This is a genomic window from Algibacter sp. TI.3.09 (assembly GCF_038154905.1).
Taxonomy (GTDB): domain Bacteria; phylum Bacteroidota; class Bacteroidia; order Flavobacteriales; family Flavobacteriaceae; genus Algibacter.
In genome coordinates this window covers 801938-827897 of the sequence record NZ_JBAKAN010000002.1, presented here as the reverse complement: position 1 = coordinate 827897, position 25960 = coordinate 801938, and the positions used below count along the sequence as shown (strand labels likewise).

Sequence of the window (25960 nt, the reverse complement as noted above, 5' to 3'; positions counted from 1 at the left end):
CAATTAGAGCAAAACGCTCAAGCCCAATTGATTTCTTCAAATTAAAACTACGCCAAATTTACCTTCCACCGATTTTTTCTCTTTAACGAGCTAAATAAATATGCATTTCATCGATTAATAATAATATTTCATCGACAATTTCGTCAATTTGCTTAAATTTGTAATCCCAAATACTATCAACTTATGGAACATAATTTACCTCTAAATATGTTTTGCGCCTCTTTTGGCCATAACTATTTTCTTATTGAACGTACAAGTTTCGAGATGTCTCAACTTATATGCAAATCTTGCGGTTCTCAATTTAATTACAACACCAATGGAGATATTGTAAAAGCAAAAATGAATTACACCAATTTAGATGAGATTATAAAAATTTTAAGACCAAGTTAATCTGTAAAATTTTCATTTTTCTTCATACTAAATTAGACTTCCATATTTCAAAAAAACGAATGAATTTCACATCAATTTTGCAATAAATTCATTTAAAAATCAGGACAATATGTAACCAAAAGCTAGTTCATAAAAAAAACCTATCAAGCTATATGCTAATATAATGTTAGGTTCTATGGAAATCCATGACTTATATTGTATATTTGTACTCTATTTAGAGCAAATCTAAATTCAAAAAATATGATAAAAGTTTCTGAAACAGCTAAAAAGAAAGTTATCGAACTAATGACAGACGATGGCTATAACCCTACCGAAGATTTTGTTCGTGTTGGGGTAAAAAGTGGTGGTTGTTCTGGCTTATCCTACGATTTAAAGTTTGATAAAGAAAATCAAGAAGACGATAAAGTTTTTATCGATAATGGTGTAAAAATCATTGTTGACAAAAAGAGTTTCTTGTATTTAATAGGCACTACCCTTGAATATTCAGGAGGATTAAACGGCACAGGCTTCGTTTTTAATAACCCTAACGCAAACCGTACTTGCGGTTGTGGCGAATCGTTTTCATTATAAAAAAATAAGAAAAGAATTATGTCGAAGTATACCGAGGATGATTTACGCGAAGAGCTAAAAACCAAAGAATACGAATACGGATTTTTCACCGATATAGAATCTGAAACGTTCCCTATTGGTTTAAATGAAGATATTGTGCGCGCTATTTCTAAAAAGAAAGATGAGCCACAATGGATGACCGATTGGAGATTAGAAGCATTTGAAGTTTGGAAACAAATGGCAGAGCCAGAATGGGCAAATGTTAGATATACAAAACCAGATTTTCAGGCTATAGCCTATTATTCGGCTCCAACTTCTGTAGACCCTAACAAAACGTTAGATGATGTAGATCCTGATTTACTTGCTATGTACAAGAAATTAGGGATTTCTGTTGATGAACAGAAAAAGATGAACAATGTTGCTATGGATATTGTTGTAGATTCCGTTTCGGTTGCTACAACTTTCAAGAAAACATTAGGAGAAAAAGGAATTATTTTTATGAGTATTTCTGAGGCTATCAAAGAGCATCCAGAACTTGTAAAAAAATATTTAGGAACCGTTGTTCCAACTAAAGACAATTTTTATGCAGCTTTAAACTCTGCTGTTTTTAGTGATGGCTCTTTCTGCTATATTCCAAAAGGAGTTAGATGTCCAATGGAATTATCTACATACTTTAGAATTAACCAAGCAGGAACAGGACAATTTGAAAGAACTTTAGTAATTGCCGACGAAGGTAGTTATGTAAGTTACCTAGAAGGTTGTACTGCACCTAGTCGTGATGAAAATCAATTACACGCAGCCGTTGTAGAGCTTATTGCTTTAGACGATGCTGAAATAAAATACTCAACCGTACAAAACTGGTTCCCTGGTAATGCAGAAGGAAAAGGTGGTGTTTACAACTTTGTAACTAAAAGAGGTTTATGCGAGAAAAACGCAAAAATTTCTTGGACACAAGTTGAAACTGGTTCGGCTGTAACATGGAAATATCCTTCTTGTATATTAAAAGGAGATAATTCTGTAGGTGAGTTTTACTCTATCGCAGTGACCAATAATTATCAACAAGCCGATACAGGTACGAAGATGATTCATATTGGTAAAAACACAAAATCTACCATTATTTCTAAAGGAATATCGGCAGGTAAATCGCAAAACAGTTACCGTGGTTTAGTACAAATTGGCTCTAGAGCTGATAATGCACGTAACTTTTCGCAATGTGATAGTTTACTAATGGGTAATGAATGTGGAGCACACACCTTCCCGTATATTGAAGCTAAAAATAAAACAGCCAAAGTAGAACACGAAGCTACAACTAGTAAAATTGGTGAAGATCAAATTTTCTACTGTAACCAACGTGGTATCGATACCGAAAAAGCCATTGCATTAATTGTAAACGGTTTTAGTAAAGAGGTGTTAAATAAGCTACCAATGGAGTTTGCTGTTGAAGCTCAAAAATTATTAGAAATTAGTTTAGAAGGTTCTGTAGGATAACATCTATAAATCGATATAAATGAAAAAATTAGGCATTTTAGTTCTTTGTATTTCACTATTTGTGAGTTGTAAAAACGACAGCAAATCGACTGAAACCATATATCAAGATGATGATTTAACACTATTAAAAGGTGAATTTGTTTATTATGATGGTGCAGCTGTTTTGCAAACAAGCACAGAAATTTACGGTGTATTTATTACCGACAAACTAGAAGAACTAAATAAACAAGCTGAAGCCTTTAAAAAAAACAAAACCGATATGGTGACTGTTGAAATAAGAGGTAAAGTAACGCAAGAACAAGACAAAAAAATTCTTTGGGAAAACAAAGTGGACGTTGTTAAGATTATTAGCGTAAAACCAGCACATAACGAAAACGAAGGCCTTGTAAAACTTGGCAGTTAAATAATAAAATTAAACACCGAATTCTAATTTGAAAAGAACACTCTTATCAAACAGGATTTAAAATATAAAGTATGTTAAAAATAAATAATTTACACGCAAGCGTAGAAGATAAAGGCATTCTAAAAGGTATTAACCTAGAAGTGAAAGCAGGAGAAGTTCACGCTATTATGGGCCCAAATGGTTCAGGTAAAAGTACACTAGCTTCAGTTATCGCTGGAAAAGATGAATATGAAGTTACAGATGGTAACATCATTTTTGAAGGTGAAGATATTGAAGAATTAGCAGCCGAAGAGCGCGCACATAAAGGTGTGTTTTTATCGTTTCAATACCCAGTTGAAATCCCTGGAGTATCGGTAACAAACTTTATAAAAACAGCTATTAACGAATCGCGTAAAGCAAAAGGTTTAGGAGATATGCCTGCAAAAGACATGCTTAAACTTATTCGTGAAAAGGCCGATTTATTAGAAATGGATCGTAAATTTTTATCTCGCTCGTTAAACGAAGGTTTTTCTGGTGGTGAGAAAAAACGTAACGAAATTTTCCAAATGGCCATGTTAGAGCCAAAATTAGCAATACTAGATGAAACCGATTCTGGTTTAGATATCGATGCATTACGTATTGTTGCAAATGGTGTTAACAAACTTAAAAGCAAAGACAACGCTGTAGTTGTAATTACACACTACCAACGTCTTTTAGATTACATCGTTCCAGATTTTGTACACGTTTTATACAATGGTAAAATTGTAAAATCGGGTGGAAAAGAACTTGCTCACGAGCTTGAAGAAAAAGGATACGATTGGATTAAAGAAGAAGTGAACGCTTAAAAACAGTCTCAGTATTCAGTAACAGTATGCAGTTGCCTACTCAAAACTGATTACTCAAGATTATAAAATATAGTAAACAGTTTACCCCCTTAGATTTTCTTTTGCTGAAAACTAAGACTGCGACTGAAAACTGAAAACAATGGATTTAAAAGAAAAATTAGTATCATCTTTTTTAGCATTTGAGAACAACGTAGATGTTGACACTCAAATACATGATATTAGAAACGAAGCTATAAAAACATTTGAAGAAAAAGGCTTTCCTTCTAAAAAGGAAGAAGCTTGGAAATACACCTCTTTAAATAGAATTTTAAAAGAAGATTATAGTGTTTTTCCTAAACACGAAAATACAATCGAGTATAAAGATGTAAAAAAATACTTTATTCACGATATCGATTCTTATAAGGTGATTTTTATAGATGGAAAATATTCGTCTCACCTATCTGAAACGACTCACGATGGTATAGATGTGTGTTTAATGTCTGCAGCTTTAACTAAGCCAAAATATCGTTTAGTTATAGAAAATTACTTTAACAAAGCGGCTACTAAAGATAGTTTACCATCTTTAAATACAGCATTTTCGCAAGAAGGCGCTTATATCCATATCCCAAAGAATAAATTGGTTTCAAAACCAATTCAAATTATACATTTCTCTACAGGACATGAAGCGGCAACTTTATCTCAACCACGTAATTTAATTGTTGTGGACGAGAACAGTCACGTTCAAATTATTGAGCGTCACCAAAGTTTAACCGATAACCCTGTACTTACAAATAGTGTTACCGAAATTTTTGCTAACAAGCGTGCTATTGTAGATTATTATAAAATTCAGAATGATAATTCTAACGCATCACTTATTGATAATACATTTATCAAACAAAAAAGAGAAAGCGTAGCATCTGTACACACATTTTCTTTTGGAGGTAAACTAATACGTAATAACCTTAACTTTTATCAAAACGGAGAACGTATTGATTCTATATTAAAAGGTGTTACTATTATTGGAGAAAAACAACACGTAGATCACAATACTCTAGTTCACCATATAGAACCAAACTGTGAAAGTCACCAAGATTATAAAGGTATTTTTGGAGACAGCTCAACAGGTGTTTTTAATGGTAAAATTATTGTAGATAAAGAAGCGCAAAAAACAAACGCATTTCAATCTAACAATAATATATTAGTAAGTGATAAGGCAACGATAAACAGTAAACCACAATTAGAAATATTTGCAGATGATGTAAAATGTTCTCACGGTTGTACTATTGGACAATTAGACGAAAGTGCTATGTTCTACATGCAATCTCGTGGTATACCAGAAAAAGAAGCTAAAGCACTTTTAATGTATGCCTTTAGCAACAACGTTTTAAGTTCGGTTAAAATCCCTGAAATGAAACAACGTATTACTAAAATTATTGCAAACAAATTGGGTGTAAACATCGGATTCGATTTATAGTCTACATTTTAACCCTTATAATTTAAAAGTAATATTAGAAAAGTTCGTCTTTTGTAATGTTACTTTTTTGTTTAAATCAAACTCGTAACCTAGTTATAGAGTTCGATTTCAAGAAAAAAAATAATAAACCCTTTACAGAAGGCACAATAAAAACCTTTTGTATTCAAACGAAAAAAACATGCTTGACGTATCCAAAATAAGAGCCGACTTCCCTATTCTATCTCGACAAGTAAACAATAAACCCTTAGTGTATTTTGATAATGCAGCAACATCGCAAACGCCACAAGCCGTTATAGATGTTATTGTAGATTATTACAGCAACTACAATGCAAACATCCACAGAGGTGTGCATACATTAAGTCAAGAAGCGACAGATAAATACGAAATAGCGCGCCAAACTATACAAACGCATTTTAATGCGAAGCACGCCCATGAAATCATTTTCACTTCGGGTACAACCCATAGTATAAACTTAGTGGCAAATGGTTTTTCTGCACTTCTTAAAAAAGGAGACCAAATTATTGTTTCTGCCTTAGAGCACCACAGTAATATTGTGCCATGGCAAATGCTTTGCGAACGCACAGGTGCTGTTTTAAAAGTGATTCCAATGAATTTGGAAGGTGAACTTATTATAGAAGCTTATGACAATTTACTTTCAGATAAAACAAAACTAGTTTTTGTAAACCACATCTCAAATGCATTAGGTACTATTAACCCTATTGAATATATTATTGAAAAAGCACACGCTGTTGGAGCGGCTGTTTTAATAGATGGCGCTCAATCTTGCCCGCATATAAAACCCGACGTGCAAGCTTTAGATGTCGATTTTTATGTTGCATCTGCTCACAAAGTTTGCGGCCCAACAGGTGTTGGCATGCTTTATGGTAAAGAAGAATGGTTGAGAAAACTACCTCCTTATCAAGGTGGTGGTGAAATGATTGCAGAAGTTACGTTTGAAAAAACAACTTATGCCGACTTACCACATAAATTTGAAGCAGGAACACCTAACATTTGCGGAGGTATTGCCTTTGGAGCTGCTTTAGATTACATGAATAACATTGGTTTCGATAATATTGCAAGCTACGAAAACGAATTACTAGCCTATGCCACCGAACAATTATCAACAATAGAAGATTTAAAATTTTACGGTACCGCTAAACATAAAACATCGGTAATCTCTTTTAATTTAGAAGGTATTCACCCGTATGATGTAGGTACTATTCTAGATAAATTAGGTATTGCTGTAAGAACTGGGCACCACTGTGCACAACCTATTATGGATTTTTACTGTATTCCAGGAACCATTCGTGCATCGTTTGCTTTTTATAATACAAAAGAAGAAATTGATGTTTTAGTTGAAGGTGTAAAAAAAGCAAAAATGATGCTGTCTTAAATTAGTTTGGCTTCATTTTTGAAAACCAAATTATAAAAAATAAAACATGAAAATATTAAGTGCTTTACTTTTCGCGATGCTTGTTACAACATCATGCGGAAACAAACCTAATGTTGAAAAATTATCTGGTGAATTTCATATTGTATCGCTAGATCAAAACTCAGAATTGCCAGAAAACCTAACCATCACTTTTGATGCCGAAGCCAAAAAAATATCAGGTTTTTCAGGATGTAATAATTTCTTTGGCAGCTTTACCGTAACAGATGGTGTTTTACAATTTGGCCAAATGGGATCTACTAGAAAAATGTGTGCTGAAGATGCTAATAAAATTGAAACCGAAATGCTACAGATGCTTTCTAAAGTTAATACGTTTTCATTTGAAAATGATACATTGAACTTAAAAGCAGACGACGCTATTTTACTAAAAGCAAAAAAATAATTCAACTTAAGTTTTCTTTTCAGTAATAAAAACCTGAAAGCCCTTTGCACCACTCTAGACCGTGTTGTTATTCTTCCGAAGAAAAAAAAATCAACACAGAAAGAACAACCTATCTTTTGGGAAAACATTGAAAAGCAACTTCTATTATTGTATTTTTGTATAAAAATTTGTTATTGTGACTATTGAAGCTATTCAAAACGAAATAATTGACGAATTCTCAATGTTTGAAGATTGGGAAGAACGTTACCAATACATGATTGATTTAGGTAAAGATTTACCTATAATTAACGATCAATATAAAACTGAAAGCAACATTATTAAAGGTTGCCAAAGTAAAGTTTGGGTACATGCCGAATTAAACAACGATAAAATAGAATTTACCGCAGATAGTGATGCTATTATTACTAAAGGTATTATTGCTATTTTAATTCGTGTTTTTAACGACCAGCATCCAAAAGATATTATTGATGCCAACACCGATTTTATTGATAAAATTGGATTAAAAGAACATTTGTCTCCAACCAGAGCCAATGGTTTAGTAAGCATGATAAAGCAATTAAAATTGTATGCCATTGCTTATCAAACGCAAATAAAATAATAAGATTTCCGTTTTCACGGAAATAAAAAAAATTAAAAAATGAGCGAAACAACCATAGATACAGCCGAATTAGGCGAAAAAATAGTTAACGTATTAAAAACTATTTACGATCCAGAAATACCTGTTGATATTTACGAGCTTGGTTTAATTTACGATGTGTTTGTAAATGAAGATTACGACGTAAAAATATTAATGACCCTAACAACGCCAAACTGCCCAGTAGCAGAAACGTTGCCTTTAGAGGTTGAAGAAAAAGTAAAATCTTTAAACGAAGTAAAGGGTGCCGAAGTTGAAATTACTTTCGATCCACCATGGACACAAGATTTAATGAGCGAAGAAGCGAAATTAGAACTTGGAATGCTTTAAAATTAGTATTAAGTTTCTACTACATTTTCTAAAATAATTATGGCAGACGAAATAATTAATCGCGTTGCGAATAGTAAATTAATCACGGTTAATCTTGAAGATTATTATCCTCAGGGCAACCGTGTTCTTTTTGATATCAAAGATTGGCTTTTTAAGGGCTTTGTTTTGCGTGAAAAAGATTTTAGAGCTCAGGCATTAGAATTTAATTGGGAACAATACCAAGGTGCATATATAGCCTTAACATGCAGTACAGATGCAATTGTACCAGGCTGGGCCTACATGCTTTTAAGTATTCACTTAGAGCCTTATGCTAAAAAAACCATTATTGGTAACCTCGACAATCTAGAAACAGCTATCTATCAAGATGTTATTAACGCACTTGATGTTAGTGAATTTGAAGACAAACCTATTATTATAAAAGGCTGCTCTAAAAAACCAGTGCCACAAAATGCCTATATTATGTTGGCCAACAAATTGCAACCTTTTGCAAAATCTATTATGTACGGCGAAGCTTGCTCTTCGGTACCGCTTTATAAAAAGAAATAATTCCCAAATTTATTGTGACTTCAACACAAAAACTGCGTCTAATTAACTGGATGCATTTTGTATAGCCTCCTTATAAACAAAGTTTAAAATTAACTTATATTTGCACGCAAATTAAAACAGACTAAAAAATGAAAAAAACGTTATTATTACTTGCACTATCTATCGGAATGTTTTCGGTAAATGCACAGACTAAAGAAGAATTACACGCTCAAAAAGCAGAAAAACAAGCTATTGCAGATGCTGCTCAAGGTGAAGCAAATGCTTTACAAGCTCAAATTGATGCACTTCCAGGTTGGAGAAAAGGTGCATTTGGTACTATTGGTGGTAACTTATCTAACTTTAGCAACTGGTACTCTCAAGGTACGCCAAACAATTCTTCTGGAACTATAGGTTTCACTCTAAATGCTTACGCTAACTTAATTGAAGACAAGTTTTTCTGGAGAAACTCATTAAACACAAATTTAAACTGGGTAAAATTAGATAATAAAGATACTAATCTTGATGATGATAACTTTAACCCAACAACTGATGTTTTTAACATTTCTTCTTTATACGGTAGAAATATTACTAAAACATTAGCTGCTTCTGGTTTAGTTGAATACAGAACAACTATTTTAGATAACTTTAACGATCCTGGATATTTAGATCTTGGTGTTGGTGCTACATGGACACCTATTGAAAACTTAATTGTGGTGATCCACCCATTAAACTACAACTTTGTATTTGCTGATGGTGACTCAGTTTTCGAATCATCTTTAGGCGCTAAAATAGTTGCAGATTATACAAGACAAATTGGTGCAATAAACTTTAAAACTAATTTATCTACTTTCCAAAGTTATAAATCTGGAGATTTTTCTAACATTACTTGGACAAACTCTTTTAGCTACACACTATGGAAAATGATTGGTGTTGGTTTCGATTTTGGTTTAAGAAGCAACAAACAAGAAGCTCTTAACTACTCTATTGCAACGTTAGGTAACACTACTGAAACTTTTGATTCTGTAGATAACAAATTACAAACATATTATACTGTTGGTTTAAGTTATAAATTCTAAATAACTTTTTCCTTAACGGAAGAAACAAAAAACGCACATCGATTGATGTGCGTTTTTTTTGTTTCAACTATTTTTTATTGCCTTTAAATTTTCGTTGCTTTTTTTTACTACTGAAAATTCTTTTTAAGAACCCATCTCGTTTTTCTTCATTACAATCGAGATCGGAAACCACCTGACCGGAAGGTGTTTCAAAATGACTCTTTGTTATGCCATTATACTTAGAATCTTTATTCAGTTTAGAGTAAAACTTCGCAAATATAGGAAGTGCGGAATTTGCGCCTTGCCCTAGTCCTGTTGTTCTAAAACCAATGGCCTGGTTATCATTTCCAACCCAAGTTACCGTTACTAATTTTGGAGTAATACCGACAAACCAACCATCTTTATTATCTTGTGTTGTTCCGGTTTTTCCAGCAATATCATTATTTAATCCATAAGTAGATCTTAATCGAGACGCTGTACCTTTATTAACTGTAGATTGCATTATTTCTAACATAACCCGCCTTGTGTAATCTTTAAAAGCAGGCTCTGCTTCTTCTGGCTTAAACTCTGCTATAATTCTACCGTTTCTATCTGTAACTTTAGTAATAGCGTAAGGCGTTACCGGTTTGCTATCGTTTACATAACTAGCATAAGCTCCCGTAAGTTCCTTTAAGTTAATTTCCGCAACACCAAGTGCTATAGAAGGTAAATTGGGTAACTCTTTTTTAATACCTATTCGTTTTGCCTGCTCTAATACCTTCGGAATTCCAACTTCATTTAAAACCTTTACAGCAATGGTATTAACAGAATTACTCAATGCCATTTCAAGATTATAGTTAATGTAGGGATCTTCATTTTCACCCCCAGAATTTGAAGGCGTCCAATTATTAAAATTACTATAAGTAACCTCAGCTAAAGAAAAATAAGTACAAGGTTTCATTCCATTCTCGATAGCAGCTGTGTAAACAAAAGGCTTAAACGTAGAGCCTACTTGGCGTTCACTCTGCGACACATGATCGTATTTAAAATAACGATAATCAATACCTCCAATATAACTTCTTATCGCTCCTGTTTTTGGCTCAACACTTAACATACCTGTATTTAAAAACTTTAAATAATGCTGTAAACTATCGATAACACTTGCTTTTTTAATAGTATCTCCTTCCCACTGAAACAATTCAGTATCCTGCTTAATAGAGAGTGAGTCTCTAATTTGAGCTTCAGTTAAACCAGCTTCTTTATACAGTTTATATTGCGGTGTTCTTTTTAAAGCTGCATCTATTAATTGCTTATTCTTTTGCCATGGCGCTACATTTCCGTAAGAACGCTCAAAACTACTTTGTAACGCTGTAAGGTGCTCTTTCATGGCTTCTTCTGCCATTTTTTGCATACCCATATCCAAAGTGGTGTGTACTATAAGTCCGTCGCGATATAAATCGTAAGATTCTCCATTGGGCTTTTTTAAACTATCTAAAATAACCGCCAATTCTTTTTTAACCTGCGCTCTAAAATAAGGCGCAACACCTACATCATGATTAAACGATTTATAATCTAATCCCAAAGGTTTATCGGCATAAAACGCAGCAGTATCTTGAGGCATATTTCCGTATTTAACCATTTGATTAAGTACAACATTACGTCTATCTACACTTCGTTCTGGATGTAATCTTGGATTGTAATAATTATTAGCTTTTAAAGAACCGACCAAAGCAGCAGCTTCATCTATAGAAAGTTCAAACGCTGGTTTATTAAAAAATTTACGTGCGGCACTTTCAATACCATAAGTATTATCAGGAAAAGGCACCGTATTGAAATACATGGTAAGAATCTCATGTTTAGAGTAAATAGTTTCAATACGTTTCGCTATAATAGATTCTCGAAACTTATTAATCACCATACTAAAAAATCGATAATTATTTCTACCATATAGATTTTTTGCTAACTGCAAAGTTATGGTACTTCCGCCTCCAGCAGATTTATCTTGAAGTAAAATGCTTTTTACAAAAACCCGCATTAAACTCACGTTATCAATACCGTCGTGTTCAAAAAAACGAACATCTTCGGTATTAACTAAGGCATCAATAAGATGTTTCGGTAAATCTTCAAAATGCAGCGGTTGCCTATCATAAACATAATATTTACCAATAAGTTTCCCTTCTTGATCTAAAACCTGAGTAGCTTCTTCCTGCTTAATAAAACTTAATTCTGCAGATGTTGGCACTTTACCAAAAGCCCCTAAATAAATACTGATGTAGAGGCCTATAAAAAATACTAAAATGGAAATGAAACCAACAAGAGCTAGTTTCACCCATTTATTTCTAAATAAACTTTTAAGTAATGCCATATGTGGTTTTAACTATTCCATATCTTCATAATCGTAATCCGGATACAAAAATTGATTGTATGGAAAACGAGTTACATGGATTTCACGAACCTCATCGTAAACACGCTTTTTAAAATCTTCTAAGTTCTTTTTGTTAAGTGCAGAGATAAAAAGCGCATTGTTACCCACTTTACTCATCCAGGTACTCTTCCATTCATCTAAACTATAGTGTCTTGCACCACGTTCTGTTTCTAAATCATCATCGTCTAAATGCTCGGCAGTATAGGCATCAATTTTATTGAAAACCATAATAGTTGGTTTATCTCCACTTTTAATTTCACCTAAAATTTTCTCTACAGAAGCAATATGTTCCTCAAAATTTGGATGAGAAATATCTACAACATGCAACAGTAAATCGGCTTCACGAACCTCATCTAGTGTACTTTTAAAACTATCTACAAGTTGTGTTGGCAATTTTCTAATAAACCCAACGGTATCAGATAGAAGAAATGGTAAATTTTGAATAACCACTTTACGCACCGTAGTATCTAGGGTTGCAAAAAGTTTATTTTCAGCAAAAACATCACTTTTACTAATCACGTTCATTAAAGTAGACTTACCAACGTTGGTGTAACCTACAAGCGCAACACGAACCATTTTACCACGGTTACCACGTTGCACAGCCATTTGCTTATCTATAATTTTAATACGGTCTTTAAGCAATGCTATTTTGTCGCGTACAATACGTCTATCCGTTTCTATTTCTGTTTCACCAGGTCCGCGCATACCAATACCACCTTTTTGGCGCTCAAGGTGAGTCCACATACCACGTAAACGTGGCAGTAAATATTGGCATTGTGCCAATTCTACTTGCGTACGAGCATAACTCGTTTGCGCACGTTGTGCAAAAATATCGAGTATTAAATTCGTTCTATCTAAAACTTTTACATTTAAGATTTTACTAATATTTCGCTCTTGTGCCGACGATAATTCGTCATCAAAAATAGCTGTGGTTATATCGTTTTCTTCAATAAATACGCGTACATCTTCTATTTTACCTGTACCAATAAAAGTTTTAGGATTAGGCATATCCATTTTTTGCGTAAAACGCTTTATGGCATACCCACCTGCGGTATAGGTTAAAAACTCTAACTCATCTAAATATTCTTTAGATTTTTCTTCGTCTTGTTCTTTAGTAATCACGCCTATTAACACTGCGCGTTCTAAAGAAATATCTTTCTCTTCTATCATAATACAAAGTTACACAATTGCGTTGATTTTATTTTTAATATTTTTAAGCCTATTTTTGGGATATGATAGAACCTTTTGATGATATTCCTGTTCGTAACGATTTACAAACTGTTGCCTTTTACAATACTGAAAACTTATTTGATACTTTTAATGATAAACTAAAGTACGATAATGATTTTACTCCTAAATCCATTAAAAAATGGACTCCAAAACGATACGATAATAAACTCAGAAAATTAGGTTACGTTATTTCTAATATAGGCAGACGAGAAACAGGTAAACAACCAGCTATCATCGGTCTTGCAGAGGTTGAAAATGCTAAAGTGATAAAAGATTTAATTGCATCTAAACATTTAGAACCATACAATTATGGGTATGTTCATTATGATTCTCCAGACGAGCGCGGTATTGATGTAGCTTTAATTTATGATCGAGATGTTTTTGAAGTTTTACACTCAGAGCCATTTCTAGTTGAATTAAAAAATGATAAAGGTCTACCAGATTATACGCGCGATGTGCTATTAGTGTCTGGTATTTTAGATGGCGAGAAAATACATGTTATTGTAAACCATTGGTCGTCTAGACGCGAAGGTGAAAAAGAAACGGAACACAAACGCATAGCTTCATCTGATAAAGTAGGTGAAATTATTTCTAGTATAACCTTAGAAGATCCCGAAGCTAAAATTATTACAATTGGCGATTTTAATGATGATCCGCACAATAACAGTATTAAACGTTTGGTTGATAATTACAGTCTGTTTAACCCTATGGAAACACTACGCTCTTTTAATCGTGGTACCACCAAACATAATAGGCAATGGAATTTATTCGATCAAATTTTAATTTCAACTAACTTTTTCAAAACCTCCGAGAATTTATACGAGTATAGCCTGTCTAATATATTTGATGAAGATTTTCTAAAAATATTTGAAGGTAGATATAAAGGCGCTCCATACAGAACTTATGCTGGCAAACGCTACAAAGGCGGTTATAGCGACCATTTTCCGGTATATGCTATTTTCAAAAAATAATAGTAGCCTTTATACAGCTTGTAATAAAACCAATGTTAATGCTAAAATAACTACAGGTAAAAACCATAGCATATAGATATTATAGGTTAGTTTTTTATTTTTAATCATTTTGACATTTAGCACTTTACGTTTTCGTCCGCCATAATACATCCAGTTTTTAAAGAAGATAAATATTACTACCAAAACAAATAAAGTCCATGCTTTATCTGCCGACATGGTATCCATGTGCATTTTTCTAAAAAACTTAGCAAAAAACACTCCTAAAAGCAATAGCAAACTGCATTGTAAAAAAGAAACATAAAAAGTAGCAATGCTATTAGCCTTCTTGTTTTTCTTTAGTTTGAAGTGATTAAAAAAATGATAAAATAGAATATCGAATGTGCCCATGCGGCGAAATTAGACTTTTTATTTAAAACTTGTTACGTCTGGATAACAAATTATTATTCCACAAAATCCACACTAATTTCATCTAACTCATAAATACCATCAAAGGTATCTTCTCCGCTTCCTGTAAACTTAAAAGCGATATACATGGTTCCACTTTCGCAAGATAAATCTACAGCACCCGAATTAAACCACGGCACAAACGAGTCGGTATCTTTCACCACATACGCATTGGATATTGTACCCCAAGTAGCAGTAGCAATATTGGCTTCATCACCATCCCAATCTAAAGAATATAAAATTTCTAAAAAACTACTATTTGCTAAACTATTAGACGTTTTAAAACGAAGTGTTTCACCGTCTTGCTCATCCAAATTAATTGCCGGTGTAATTAACCAACCTATGTTAGAATCGTCTCCAGAACTAGAACATTGAAATCGTGCCGAACGCCCTAAAGATGCATTTGACGATGTGGAAGAATAACCTTCCCACGCTTCTGTACCTGCTTCAATATAATTAGTCCAACCTTCAATCTCTATAGGTCTATTATTTCGTTGTGGTTCAAAATCTTCATAAAACAAATTCCCTGTCCCCAATGTTTCAGCAATACCACAACCTAGTTCTATGGGGTCGCAACGGGTTTCAGAAGTAAAACTCATATCTGCCGAACTATTTAAAACAAGCACATTAAAATCATCTCCAAAATCTCTAGCAAAAATTCCTGTAACGCTACCTTGCCCTTGCGGAATAAGTAACGATTTAAAATCGGAAAACGTACTTGTTTGCATACGTATAGAAACACCAGTTTCGCAACTTACTAAAGTTCTAATACCATCATACTCATCTATAGATTCGCTAGCAAATGTGGCTCCCAACTCAAAACGATTTAATTGCATGTTTTCTAACTGAACTAGTGTATTATGATCCCAACTTGTTAAATCTGTAATATGTGCAACTTTAGGCTGAATATCCACCACTTCGTTACTTCTGATAATAATGCTTTTATATTCTGAAGGTTGAATTTGTTCCACACGCGCTCCATCCCCTTTTCCTATGGAAATGACACCACTACTTTCTCCAATAGTTAATCCTGCCATTTTTAGATATACTTTTTGTCCAAATTGATAGGTATCCGACAAACTAGACACATTGATAGCGACTTGAAATCCCATTCTAGGGTCACTATCTGGGCTAGAGTCATCTATTTTATTCTGAATAATTAACTCTTCAAAAAAGTTTCCCGATTTATCGGAAGACACCACGTAACCCTCAATATATAATTCTGAATCTTCATCTATTCTAGCCGTCGAATTCCCACTATTTATAGCCTGATCGAAAAGTGACCTGATGGTTTTAAAAGTTGTTATTTTATCTTGAGGAATATCGGGTTCTGTAATTGATATATCGGGAACGCTATAATCATCATCTTTCACACAAGATATTATAAGTGTTTGCATCAGAAAAATGGCAATTAGTATTTTAAAATTTTTCATGATTAATGTTTTTATATTATTTGTTGTCGTTAAAAGCTCAGCATGGTACTACGCTATCTTTTTTAACCTAGCGGTTTTTTATTTAAAATCTCACATTCAAATTCAAAAAGTAAGTGGTCCCACGACCATACCAATATTTCGATCCAAAAACAGGAGTATCCAAAGCTTTATCATCTCTAAGTTCTCTAAAGTTTGCATTTCTTCCTTGCTCAAACCCACCAGATTTATAAACTTGATCTAATAAATTATTAATGCTAGCAAAAAAACCGATGTAATACTCACCAATCTTCCACGATTTTCCACCAATTAAATTCACCACCATATAATCATCAAACCGTTCTTGTTTTAGAAGCTCTCTCGCCAAAACCTCATCGTAGTCATTAAAAACATTGCCATCAAAATCGGTTGAAAAATTTGAAGAACGCGTTAACGGGCTCACATCTATATAGGTATTTGCAAAAAAATTTGCCGTAGCTCCAAACCACCAATAATCGGGATCGCTATATTCAAAACCTACTGAATAAGCATTTTGTGGTCCGGCAGCGAGTTTATAATCTTTTAATTTCGATTGTCCAAAATCTTTAAACCCATCTATAAAACCCGCAGCTAAAGCCTCGTCGTCCGGCTCTGTAGACAAAAATAAATTAGGATTATTGTTATACGTAAACTGCCCGATAGCAGCAGCACCTTTTAATTTTATAGTTGGTGTTACTTGGGCTTCAACACCAAACTCGGCACCTATATGTTGCTTTTCAATACCTTGAAGAATTTCTTGTACAAAGGCCAAATTATCGCCACCAATACCATCGGCAAAAAAGAATGAAATTTCACTAGCATCAGTAACCTTTGTGTAATAACCTGTAAGTTTAGCTTTAACCACAGAGGACCGGAATACATAACTTGCATCTGCAGACGTTATTTTTTCTTCTGTAATATCTGGTACAACATTATGGTTTTCTCTAGAATTTGAAAACGTGTTTTGCAATGTTGGCGCTCTAGAAATATAACCACCGTTAATATTAAACACATGTTTACCAGATAGCTTATAAGTAAACCCGGCTTTTGCACCAAAGCCCATAAAACTTAACTTATCGCCTTTACCAAATGAGTTATCTGGAAATCCACCATTTTGATAAATACCTTCACGCTGATATTGTGTGTGCTTCAAACTAGCCGCTACGTAGAAATCCGTTTTATTATAAGAAAATTGTGTTTGCGCATATCCTCCAATTTCGTTTGCAAAAATATTATAGTCATATTTAAACTTATCGCCCACTCCAACTATGCGGTTAGGGTTTAATAAATCGTTTTGAGCTTCGTTAATATTTGTTGCAAAACCGTCGATATCCAAATAAGTTTCAGCACCTAAAAGATCTAAAACTTGAGCAAAATTTTCGGAGTTTAAACTTTTAAAATTAATACCCGCATTGAAGTTAACATGGTCGTTTATTTCTTTATTTAAAATAGAGTTTACAGTAAGTTGTTTATCATCTACACGATCTTCATACAAGGCATAAGTTGCATTACCTCCATTTTGGGCATTCGCAATATTGGTGCTATACATGACATTCCAATCAATTTGACCGCCATCTTGAAACGTTTGTAAAGCCTGATATGCAAAACCTAATTGATCGGGAAAGTTCCGCTCAAAATAACTTGGTAATTTTTGATAATAGCTTGCACTCGGGTTTGCTCCACCTCCTTGAGGAAAACCATCTATTAAATCTTTCCCGTTGTAATCTAATCGGCTATTTCCCATTTTACCAAACTGATAGGCTATGTTCGTATTTAACTTGGTTTTACTATTTAAATTCCAGTAATGGTTAAGCATCACAATAGGTTCGCTCACTTCCTTTATTCTAGAATTTCGTTTTTCGCCATCTTGCCAACCCCAATATTCGTTATATTTAATGCCTTTTAAATCGAAAACCTCTTGTGTATTTGGTGACGATTTTCCTCGGCGATTTGGTGTGTAAATCGCAGAAAAGCTTAAACTATGGGCTTTGTTAATTATTTTTTCCACGGAAGTGAAAAAAGAATTTGAATTATAACTCGTCGCTTCTTGATATCCTTCATTTCCCCATCGGCGACCTAACGTTACTGTATATGCCCAATTGTTTTTTAATAAACCAGAAGCATACGTTGCCATAAGGCGATTGCTATAACTTCGGTTAGACGACGAATAGGTAATGCGCCCACCGGCTCTAGTTTGCGACGCCCTAATATTTATATTATTTGTACCTAAAACACCGCCAAAGCTATAGTTTGAGGGTGCTAAACCTGTAGATAATTCTTGATTACGTAACACATCATTAATACCTCCCCAATTACTCCATTGTGGCCTACCGTTGTAGGTTTTGTTCATTTCTATACCATTAATTAAAAGGGTGCTGTTTTTAGAATCTAATCCCCGAAGACGGAAAAAGGACGGACTAAATTCGAATGCTGCTGTACGCTGAAAAACATCGAGCGACGACGCTAAGAGCCCTGAAATATTATCGGCACCACTAGAATCATCGTTTAATTCATCATCAGATAATGTGATTGTAAACAAGTTGCTAGTAGTCGTAGTATCTAAATCTAAGGTAATGCCGGCAATATCAATAGTTTCATTTTTATTTATTATAATAGGGAAACGCTTTGATATATATCCAATTTTTGAAACTCTCAATATTTGTTCTCCGAGTGGTAAGTTTTTCTCGAATAAAAACTCACCAAGTATATTTGTCTCCATCGATAAATTGCTGTTTTCGATAGTTACCGATACGTTTTCTAAAGACTCAAAAGTAAGTGCATCTAGCACGCTACCCTTCACTAAAGTTTGTTGAGAATGGAGGCTAATTGAAAAAATTCCGAATAAAAAAATAAGGGTTATTTTATTCATGCTTATCTTTATTACTTCAATTATAATAAAAAACAATCAATTGACAGTTAAACACTTAAAAGAATTTCAAGGAATTATATTTCAATTTAGCTACAAAACCCATGTAGTTTCATTCTTATTTAAAAGAAAAATTTGTTTAAAATTCGCGCTTATACCGTTGTTTTTATTAACCTTTTTACATGCAAATACTCAGGATAAAAAATTTAAAATCCACACAGTTGCTTTCTATAATCTAGAGAATTTATTTGATACCATAAATGACCCTAACAAATTAGATGAATACAGCCCAATGATGGAATTGAAAACCAATAGAGGTCCTGTTTACAAGAAAAAAATAAGAAATATGGCACGAGTTCTATCCGATATTGGAAAAAATGTTACTAATACCGCACCAAGTATTATCGGTGTTTGTGAAGTTGAAAATAAAGCTGTTTTAGAAGATTTAGTAAACGATTCGCTATTAGTTGATATAGATTATGGTATTGTGCATTATAACTCTACAGACGTGCGCGGAATTGATGTGGCACTACTTTACAAGAAGAATGCATTTACGCCGATAAGCACGAGTTCTCATGAATTGAAAATTTATGATCCCGAAACAAATAAGCGCGTTTATACCCGAGAACAATTATTGGTAAGCGGAAACCTGGAAGGTGAAACCATTCATCTTATTGTAAATCATTGGCCATCCCGACGTGGTGGTGAAGCTAAAAGTAGACCAAAGCGTGTGGCTGCCGCCAAATTAAGTAAGCGCCTAGTCGATTCTTTACAAACTACAGATCCGTATGCAAAAGTATTTATTATGGGCGATTTAAATGATAATCCAAACAATGCTAGCGTTAAAAAAGTTTTAAAAGCTAAGTCAACGAAAAAAGTGGGATTAAAAGGTATTTACAATCCGTATATAAATTTCTTTAAAGATGGTATGGGCACAACAGCTTATAGAGATTCTTGGAGTTTATTCGATCAAATTATGGTAACCAAACCGTTTTTAGAGAAAGATTACACTTCATTCCAATTTTATAAAGCTGGTATTTATAACAAAAACTATATTATTACTAAACTTGGTGCTTACAAAGGTTATCCGTTAAGAAGCTTTGGATATCATGGCTTTAATAACGGCTTTAGCGATCACTTCCCAGTTTATGTTTATTTGATTAAGGAAGTTGATGAAGAATGAAATTCAAGTTATGAGAAAACAGACTTCTATCACTTAGCTCGACCCAAGTGATTTCACAAATTCAAAAAAAAAGACCTTTCAAATTACATAACTTGAAAGGTCTGACTATATTTTATTTTGGATATACTTTTAATCTACATCCAAGTACTCCAAGGAATTCTTGATAAAAACAATAATAACGCAATACTATAAAAGATTGCTATTGTTTTTAACTTCCCTTTTGAAGTTAATTTCTTTTTATGTTTTGAATAACCAATTGTAATTAAAGCCACTGCAATAATATTAATAAACGGGTGCTCAACAAGGTATAATCTCGCCATAGAGTTGCTCATTACTTTTCCGCCTAACTCACCCCATAACAAAAATTTTGGTGATACAAAGTACAACACAATACCAATTAACAATTGAATATGAGATACTATTAATGTGAATAACGATCTTCTAAAATCGTTGTTTTCATATTCTTTATCTCCTATTGTTTTTATAACAGCACTTACAGCAGCTATTAATAATACAATAAGCACTAAATATGCCCAATAGGAATGGAGTGATAATACAATGTTGTACATGAATGTTGTGTTTTAATTATTGATGCAAAAATAGTAATTATAATTCACAAAAAAACCGCTTCGATTGAAGCGGTTTAAAAGTTTTTCTAAATTAGAATAATTCTTATTCCCATTTATTTTCTGCAACCGTACCGCCCCAAATTAAAGTGGCTATGTATGGATTATCAATAAAAGGGTTTCTATTGCCTTGTGCGGCATAAATTACGTTGTTACGTTGTTCTTCAAAGGCTGATACTGGATCGGCAACATTCCATGCTTTAAAAAGCTCTAAACCACCAACTTTATTAAAATCCTCTCCGTAGCGAATGTTTAAATACATTACCATTCGGGCAACATCACCACGCCATTCGTCTCCAGGGTACCACGTATTGCCTCCTATTAACTTGTTTGAGCCACTTCCATCTGCATATGGATAATTACTTCTATCGCTATTAACATCTGCATCGGCAGCTCTTAAATGGTGTAAATCTGAAACTGCTATATCCGAACTTAACCTAGATTGTGGAAAAATATGTTCTGTGTTATAGGTTTGTGTTGCATATGGATTATTTCCAGAACTATACTCCTCCCAATATCTACTTTCACCTGTATACATTAAAATCACGTTATCTTGATTTGATAAATCGGCATCCGCATTATATAAATAATCATGTCGTTGCGTATAACTTAATATTACCGTGTGCATATCTTGTGTATGTGCAGAAATTTGATCGAACATTAAATCGGCATCTTCTGTAAAAATAACACCATCGTAATAATCACCTAAACTAGAAGCTATATTAAAATCTATAGATTTTAAAACCGTTACTGTAACAGTTGCTGTAGAACATTCCGCCGTTGGCACATCATTATCACAAATAGTATAGGTAAATGTATCGGTACCTTCAAAACCAGATTGAGGTGTATAAGTTACCTTACCATCTGTATTTAATGTTACTGCTCCTAATGTTCCAGTGTTATCTACAGAAGTAATAACAGCACCATCAATAGCCGAATCGTTTGCTAATAAATCGGCAAGAATTTTAGTGCTGTTTTCCGCAACATTAACGGCATCATTTTCAGCAATAGGGTTACCTTCATCTGTTACGGTTACGGTAACTATTGCTGTAGAACAATCTGCCGGCGTATCCCTATCACAAATAGTATAGGTAAACGTATCTTCTCCAATAAAACCAGTCAAAGGCGTATACGTATAGGTGCTATTTCTATTATCTTCGATAGTACCACCATTTATACTCGCCGTATCAAACGATGTAATTCTTGCATTATCTAATACAGTATCGTTCCCTAAAAGGTTCTCAATAATTACAGCTGTATCTTCAGTCGTAATTGCTATATCATTAACAGCTATTGAAACACCATTATCATCTGTACCAGGATCGACTGGAGAATCACCACCACCAGAACTACTACAACCAAAAAGCGCTATAATTGATAAATAAATAATACCTTTTTTCATATCACATATAATTTTATTAAAATTTAAGAAGAAAAAAACCACCTCTTACAAGGTGGTTTATAATTATATTAATTAGAAAATTATTATTCTAAATCAGTATTAATTACCCAAACTCCACCTTCTCTAATGAAATTTTTCTCATAGTTTCCTTCTCCATTATCGTAAACAACATATGTTAAAACATACTTTTGGCCATCTTCCGCATTTGGATCTAAATTATCTAAAAACAAAGTTAAAGCATACACTATTTGCTCATCACTCCAATTATAATCGAAATCGCCATAGTCACCTAAATTACCAATTAAACTAGCATACTCATCTCCTGTTAATTGAGAAGCCATATACTCGTAATCTGCATTTCTAATCAAAGTATATTTTATGGTATTATCAGGAACCCAATTAGTACCATCATGACCAAATTTGATTGATTGATTTATAGTATTCTCATATTCTACCCAATTTGCTCCATCAAATATATAAAAAACAACATAGCTATACTCTGTTTTATCCTCAGTAGAACCATCTTCGTCAACATCATCAGTATCAGTAACATATAAATTATACATTACACCTTCAATATCATTAACTTTTGGAGCTTCGTAGGCCAATTTATTTTTTAAGAAAACAGGTATTTTAACCAATGCCTCATCTTCATTAGAAAATTGAGCTCTAGCTTCTCCCATAGATGCATATTCCGCTTCAGTAATTCCACTAGATTTTTCCCAAGCTCCGTTAGAGTAAATAAAACCATCCTTAACAGTAGTAACAATACCACTATCATATTGCTCATATGTTAAAGATACTAAAACTCTATCTTCTGGTTCAGAATATAAATAATCCAATAATTGACTCATTTGAGCATCGCTAGAAATTGTAGAATAAGATAATCCAGCTTCAGTATAATCTGAATCTTGAGCTGTATAAACGATTAAACTTTTTTCGTCATTTTTTTTGTAGTATAACTTATAAGTTACTTCTGCTGAAGACGTATTTCCCCAAACAGGATATTTACTACTTAACAAAGATGGAATCAATGTTTTCGCATCTTCTTCTGAATCAAAACTACCATAAGATAAATCTAAAGTCTCATAGTCATCATCAGACATTTCAAAAGCAACATCTCCAACAACACTAGCTTGATTTGCAGCAATATCTTCAGTAATATCTTCTAATGGATCACAAGAAGTGAATGCCATTGAAAAAACGGTTAATAATAAAAATATTTTTTTCATAATTTTTTTTTAAAATTTAAGTTTTGCTGAAATACTAAATGTTCTACCTGTACCAAAATATACTAATGCAGTATCATCTGTACCATCGAAAGCATCTGTTACATATTCCGTATCAAATACATTATTAATTCTACCAGTTAAGGTTGCATCGAAAGGTCCGAAATCGAAACCATGACTTACAACAGCATCAAACAACCCATAATCTGGCAATTTCCATGCATCTGGTGCTCCTGCTGTACCGCGTTCACTTGGATCGTAATCAGCATAAAGGTTTCCAAAATAATTGTAATCGATAATTACTCTTGTTTTTGGAGATAATTTGTAGTTTGCACCTAAAGCCATAGTAGTTTGGGCAGCATCACCTACGTGTAAATCTTCAATAAAAAGATCTACAGTAGATATTAAGTTTTGATCTTCATCAAGAATTTGAACATCTGTTACATTGTTAGCCCATCTCCAATCTCCTAAAGACATCATACCAGTAATGTTTAATTTATCGGTAGCTTTATAAATAAAATCTACTTCTACCCCTTGGTGAATTGCGTTTACACCTAAAATATTAGCAAATGCATTTGTACCATCTGGTTGTTGGAAAGAAGATGTTTCTGTTCTATCCTTCCAAGTTGTTCTATACAAGTTTACGTTGGCTGTAAGTTTTTCACTTCTATACCCGTAACCTAACTCGAAACTTAATATTTTTTGGTTTTCAGCATTCTCATTAATATGCTCATTATCGAACTCTTGGAAAACAGCATCAAAATCTGGTGCTTTTTCAAAATACCCAAGATTCACAAATACATTATGGTTGTTATCTATTCTATAGTTACCACCACCTTTTGTACTAAATCCTAAGAAATTATAACGATCTGTTTCTTGTAATGGATCACTATCTAAATAATTAAAGTAATCTACCCTTTTATAAGATGTGTTAGATAATGCAGCAGATAAAAATGTATTGAAATCTTCTGTAACATCGTACTCAACTTGTGCAAAAGCTCCTAACCATCCAACTAAACCGTCGTTATAGTAACTTCTTTTATCTCCTACTTGAAGTGGATTATTTGGGTTGTTTACGTCACTATCATCTAATAAATATTGACCTCCTAATAAATCGGATACTTCAGAGAAGTGAATACCTTTATAGTTTCTGTAATCAAGTCCAGTTAATAAAACTAAATCATCAGATAAATCCTTTTTTAAAGTAGATAAAACACCATACCAGTTATGGTCGTTTCTAGACGCTCTTAAAGCTGTAGTAGATCCATTTGCTCCGCTAGCAATATTTTCGTCAACAATTTTATCGAAATCAATTGTTCCGTAAAGTCCATTTCTATACTCACTAAATCCTGTATTATCAAAACCAAATTTATTATCTCCAGCGGTTCCACCGGCACCACCTGTACCAAAAGAAGCATAAGCTACAGTAGAAACTGAAGTCGTTTCATTTAAAGTCCAATAATGGTTTAAAGACATTTGTGGTTTATTGTAGAAGTTATCTTCTTGATGTAATACTTGACCATCTTTATAACCCCAATCTGCATTAAATTTTCTTCCTCTTTCACTATTTTCAAAAGTAGAAATTAATTGTCTGTTTTGTCTTTGACCGTGACGTTGTTTAGAACCAAATGCTGTAAACGAAATTTTATGAAAATCGTTTATTTCTTTAGAAAGGTTAACAAAGTAAGAAACACCTGTAAACTCTGTTCCATCTACATAACCATTACCACTCGTTTGTGCAGCAGAAACTGTTGCAGCAAAACCTTTATCATTTAATCCTGTAGAATAAGTTACACCATATTTTTCGTAACCATCGTTTGCGATAGAAGTAAATACGCTTCCACCTTCTTCAACATCTGTAGTTTTAGTGATAACATTAATAGTACCACCAATAGAAGGTACAGCTACTTTAGAAGCACCTAAACCTCTTTGCACTTGCATAGTTGATGTAACATCACCTAAACCAGCCCAGTTAGACCAGTACACAGCTCCGTTTTCCATATCGTTAACAGGAATACCATTAATCATAACAGCTACGTTTTCTGATTGAAAACCTCTAATTCTTGTTTTAGCATCACCATATCCACCACCTGTTTTAGTAGTGTAGATACCAGGTGTAGATTTTAAAATTTCAGGAAACTCTTGTGTCCCTAATTTAAGCTCAATATCTGCTGCTTTTACTGTAGATACAGCAACAGGCGTTTTTCTATCAACCGCCACAGATGCAATAATTTGAACTGTTTCTAAACCTACTTGACTAGGCTCTAACGTTACATTTTTTAGAGATGAATCTCCAGAAAAAGAAATTGTTTTAGACGTGTAACCTACGTAAGTAATTATAATTTCACCCGAACTCGATTTTGTTTTAAGAGTGAAATTTCCATCAAAGTCTGTTACAACTCCGTTGGTCGTACCTTTCTCGACAACATTAGCACCAGGAAGAGGCATATTTATACCTTGTTCCAAAACCGTACCTGTAATAGTACTTTGTGCCATAATAACTGTACTGAACAACAGTGCCACAGTTAGTAATAAATAATTTGTTGTTTTTTTCATAATTTTAATTATGTATTAATTATTTGAAATTAGTCGGTGCAAAAATACGTATAAATTGCGGGCCAATATTAAGTAAATGTTAAGAAATTTAACAATTTTAACAAAAAACAAGGCCTTA

At 33.4% G+C, this 25960-nt stretch carries 23 protein-coding genes; 14 read left to right on the top strand and 9 right to left on the bottom strand.

Annotated features, from left to right (window positions below; translation table 11 throughout):
• Positions 1-183 precede the first annotated feature (183 nt).
• From V6246_RS11175 to V6246_RS11120, 12 genes are all read left to right on the top strand, one after another.
• Positions 184-390 carry a hypothetical protein gene (locus V6246_RS11175; protein WP_341560595.1) on the top strand — a complete coding sequence of 69 codons (207 nt, stop codon included), beginning with the start codon at positions 184-186 and terminating at the stop codon, positions 388-390.
• Between the two features lie 240 nt (positions 391-630).
• A complete protein-coding gene (locus V6246_RS11170; protein ID WP_074937377.1) occupies positions 631-960 on the top strand; it encodes a HesB/IscA family protein in 330 nt (109 codons plus the stop codon).
• Positions 961-978: 18 nt separating this feature from the next.
• Entirely contained in the window at positions 979-2427 is a 1449-nt protein-coding gene (sufB, locus tag V6246_RS11165) for a Fe-S cluster assembly protein SufB (RefSeq protein WP_341560594.1), read from the top strand.
• A gap of 19 nt (positions 2428-2446) precedes the next feature.
• A complete protein-coding gene (locus tag V6246_RS11160; protein WP_341560593.1) occupies positions 2447-2830 on the top strand; it encodes a hypothetical protein in 384 nt (127 codons plus the stop codon).
• A 71-nt stretch (positions 2831-2901) separates the two neighbouring features.
• The gene (gene sufC / locus V6246_RS11155; protein WP_159018971.1) at positions 2902-3654 is read left to right on the top strand and encodes a Fe-S cluster assembly ATPase SufC; all 753 of its coding nucleotides are present in this window, start codon (positions 2902-2904) and stop codon (positions 3652-3654) included.
• Positions 3655-3793: 139 nt separating this feature from the next.
• Positions 3794-5107: a Fe-S cluster assembly protein SufD gene (gene sufD / locus V6246_RS11150; RefSeq protein WP_341560592.1), complete on the top strand. Its 1314-nt coding sequence runs from the start codon at positions 3794-3796 to the stop codon at positions 5105-5107.
• 178 nt (positions 5108-5285) lie between these two features.
• The gene (locus V6246_RS11145) at positions 5286-6500 is read left to right on the top strand and encodes an aminotransferase class V-fold PLP-dependent enzyme (RefSeq protein WP_341560591.1); all 1215 of its coding nucleotides are present in this window, start codon (positions 5286-5288) and stop codon (positions 6498-6500) included.
• 46 nt (positions 6501-6546) lie between these two features.
• Positions 6547-6939 carry an META domain-containing protein gene (locus tag V6246_RS11140; RefSeq protein WP_341560590.1) on the top strand — a complete coding sequence of 131 codons (393 nt, stop codon included), beginning with the start codon at positions 6547-6549 and terminating at the stop codon, positions 6937-6939.
• A gap of 175 nt (positions 6940-7114) precedes the next feature.
• Positions 7115-7537, top strand: a complete 423-nt coding sequence (locus tag V6246_RS11135; RefSeq protein WP_282148751.1) for a SufE family protein — start codon at positions 7115-7117, stop codon at positions 7535-7537.
• A gap of 39 nt (positions 7538-7576) precedes the next feature.
• Complete coding sequence (locus tag V6246_RS11130) at positions 7577-7903, top strand: DUF59 domain-containing protein (protein WP_042497739.1); 327 nt, start codon at positions 7577-7579, stop codon at positions 7901-7903.
• A gap of 39 nt (positions 7904-7942) precedes the next feature.
• Positions 7943-8449, top strand: coding sequence for a DUF2480 family protein (locus V6246_RS11125; protein WP_341560587.1), 507 nt, complete (start codon positions 7943-7945; stop codon positions 8447-8449).
• Between the two features lie 128 nt (positions 8450-8577).
• The gene (locus V6246_RS11120) at positions 8578-9504 is read left to right on the top strand and encodes a DUF3078 domain-containing protein (RefSeq protein WP_341560585.1); all 927 of its coding nucleotides are present in this window, start codon (positions 8578-8580) and stop codon (positions 9502-9504) included.
• Positions 9505-9571: 67 nt separating this feature from the next.
• Here the strand turns inward: V6246_RS11120 and V6246_RS11115 are convergent, their stop codons facing one another.
• Entirely contained in the window at positions 9572-11827 is a 2256-nt protein-coding gene (locus V6246_RS11115; protein WP_341560583.1) for a transglycosylase domain-containing protein, read from the bottom strand.
• A gap of 12 nt (positions 11828-11839) precedes the next feature.
• Complete coding sequence (hflX, locus tag V6246_RS11110) at positions 11840-13057, bottom strand: GTPase HflX (RefSeq protein ID WP_341560581.1); 1218 nt, start codon at positions 13055-13057, stop codon at positions 11840-11842.
• Between the two features lie 62 nt (positions 13058-13119).
• On the opposite strand from hflX, the gene V6246_RS11105 reads away from it, so the two are divergent.
• The gene (locus V6246_RS11105) at positions 13120-14088 is read left to right on the top strand and encodes an endonuclease/exonuclease/phosphatase family protein (protein WP_341560579.1); all 969 of its coding nucleotides are present in this window, start codon (positions 13120-13122) and stop codon (positions 14086-14088) included.
• A gap of 9 nt (positions 14089-14097) precedes the next feature.
• Here the strand turns inward: V6246_RS11105 and V6246_RS11100 are convergent, their stop codons facing one another.
• The 3 genes from V6246_RS11100 to V6246_RS11090 form a co-directional block, all read right to left on the bottom strand.
• On the bottom strand, positions 14098-14475 hold the full coding sequence (locus V6246_RS11100; protein ID WP_341560578.1) for a hypothetical protein: 378 nt from the start codon (positions 14473-14475) through the stop codon (positions 14098-14100).
• Between the two features lie 53 nt (positions 14476-14528).
• On the bottom strand, positions 14529-15965 hold the full coding sequence (locus tag V6246_RS11095) for a DUF5689 domain-containing protein (protein ID WP_341560576.1): 1437 nt from the start codon (positions 15963-15965) through the stop codon (positions 14529-14531).
• Positions 15966-16047: 82 nt separating this feature from the next.
• Positions 16048-18849, bottom strand: coding sequence for a TonB-dependent receptor (locus V6246_RS11090; protein ID WP_341560574.1), 2802 nt, complete (start codon positions 18847-18849; stop codon positions 16048-16050).
• A 130-nt stretch (positions 18850-18979) separates the two neighbouring features.
• Here V6246_RS11090 and V6246_RS11085 point away from each other — a divergent pair, with 130 nt between their 5' ends.
• Positions 18980-20029, top strand: a complete 1050-nt coding sequence (locus V6246_RS11085) for an endonuclease/exonuclease/phosphatase family protein (protein ID WP_445818999.1) — start codon at positions 18980-18982, stop codon at positions 20027-20029.
• Between the two features lie 134 nt (positions 20030-20163).
• Here V6246_RS11085 and V6246_RS11080 read toward each other — a convergent pair whose 3' ends face one another.
• The 4 genes from V6246_RS11080 to V6246_RS11065 form a co-directional block, all read right to left on the bottom strand.
• Positions 20164-20598 carry a hypothetical protein gene (locus V6246_RS11080; RefSeq protein ID WP_282148741.1) on the bottom strand — a complete coding sequence of 145 codons (435 nt, stop codon included), beginning with the start codon at positions 20596-20598 and terminating at the stop codon, positions 20164-20166.
• A gap of 103 nt (positions 20599-20701) precedes the next feature.
• Positions 20702-22057, bottom strand: coding sequence for an endonuclease (locus tag V6246_RS11075; protein WP_341560569.1), 1356 nt, complete (start codon positions 22055-22057; stop codon positions 20702-20704).
• Between the two features lie 83 nt (positions 22058-22140).
• The gene (locus V6246_RS11070) at positions 22141-23289 is read right to left on the bottom strand and encodes a hypothetical protein (protein ID WP_341560567.1); all 1149 of its coding nucleotides are present in this window, start codon (positions 23287-23289) and stop codon (positions 22141-22143) included.
• 9 nt (positions 23290-23298) lie between these two features.
• On the bottom strand, positions 23299-25842 hold the full coding sequence (locus V6246_RS11065; protein ID WP_341560566.1) for a TonB-dependent receptor: 2544 nt from the start codon (positions 25840-25842) through the stop codon (positions 23299-23301).
• Positions 25843-25960: the final 118 nt, after the last annotated feature.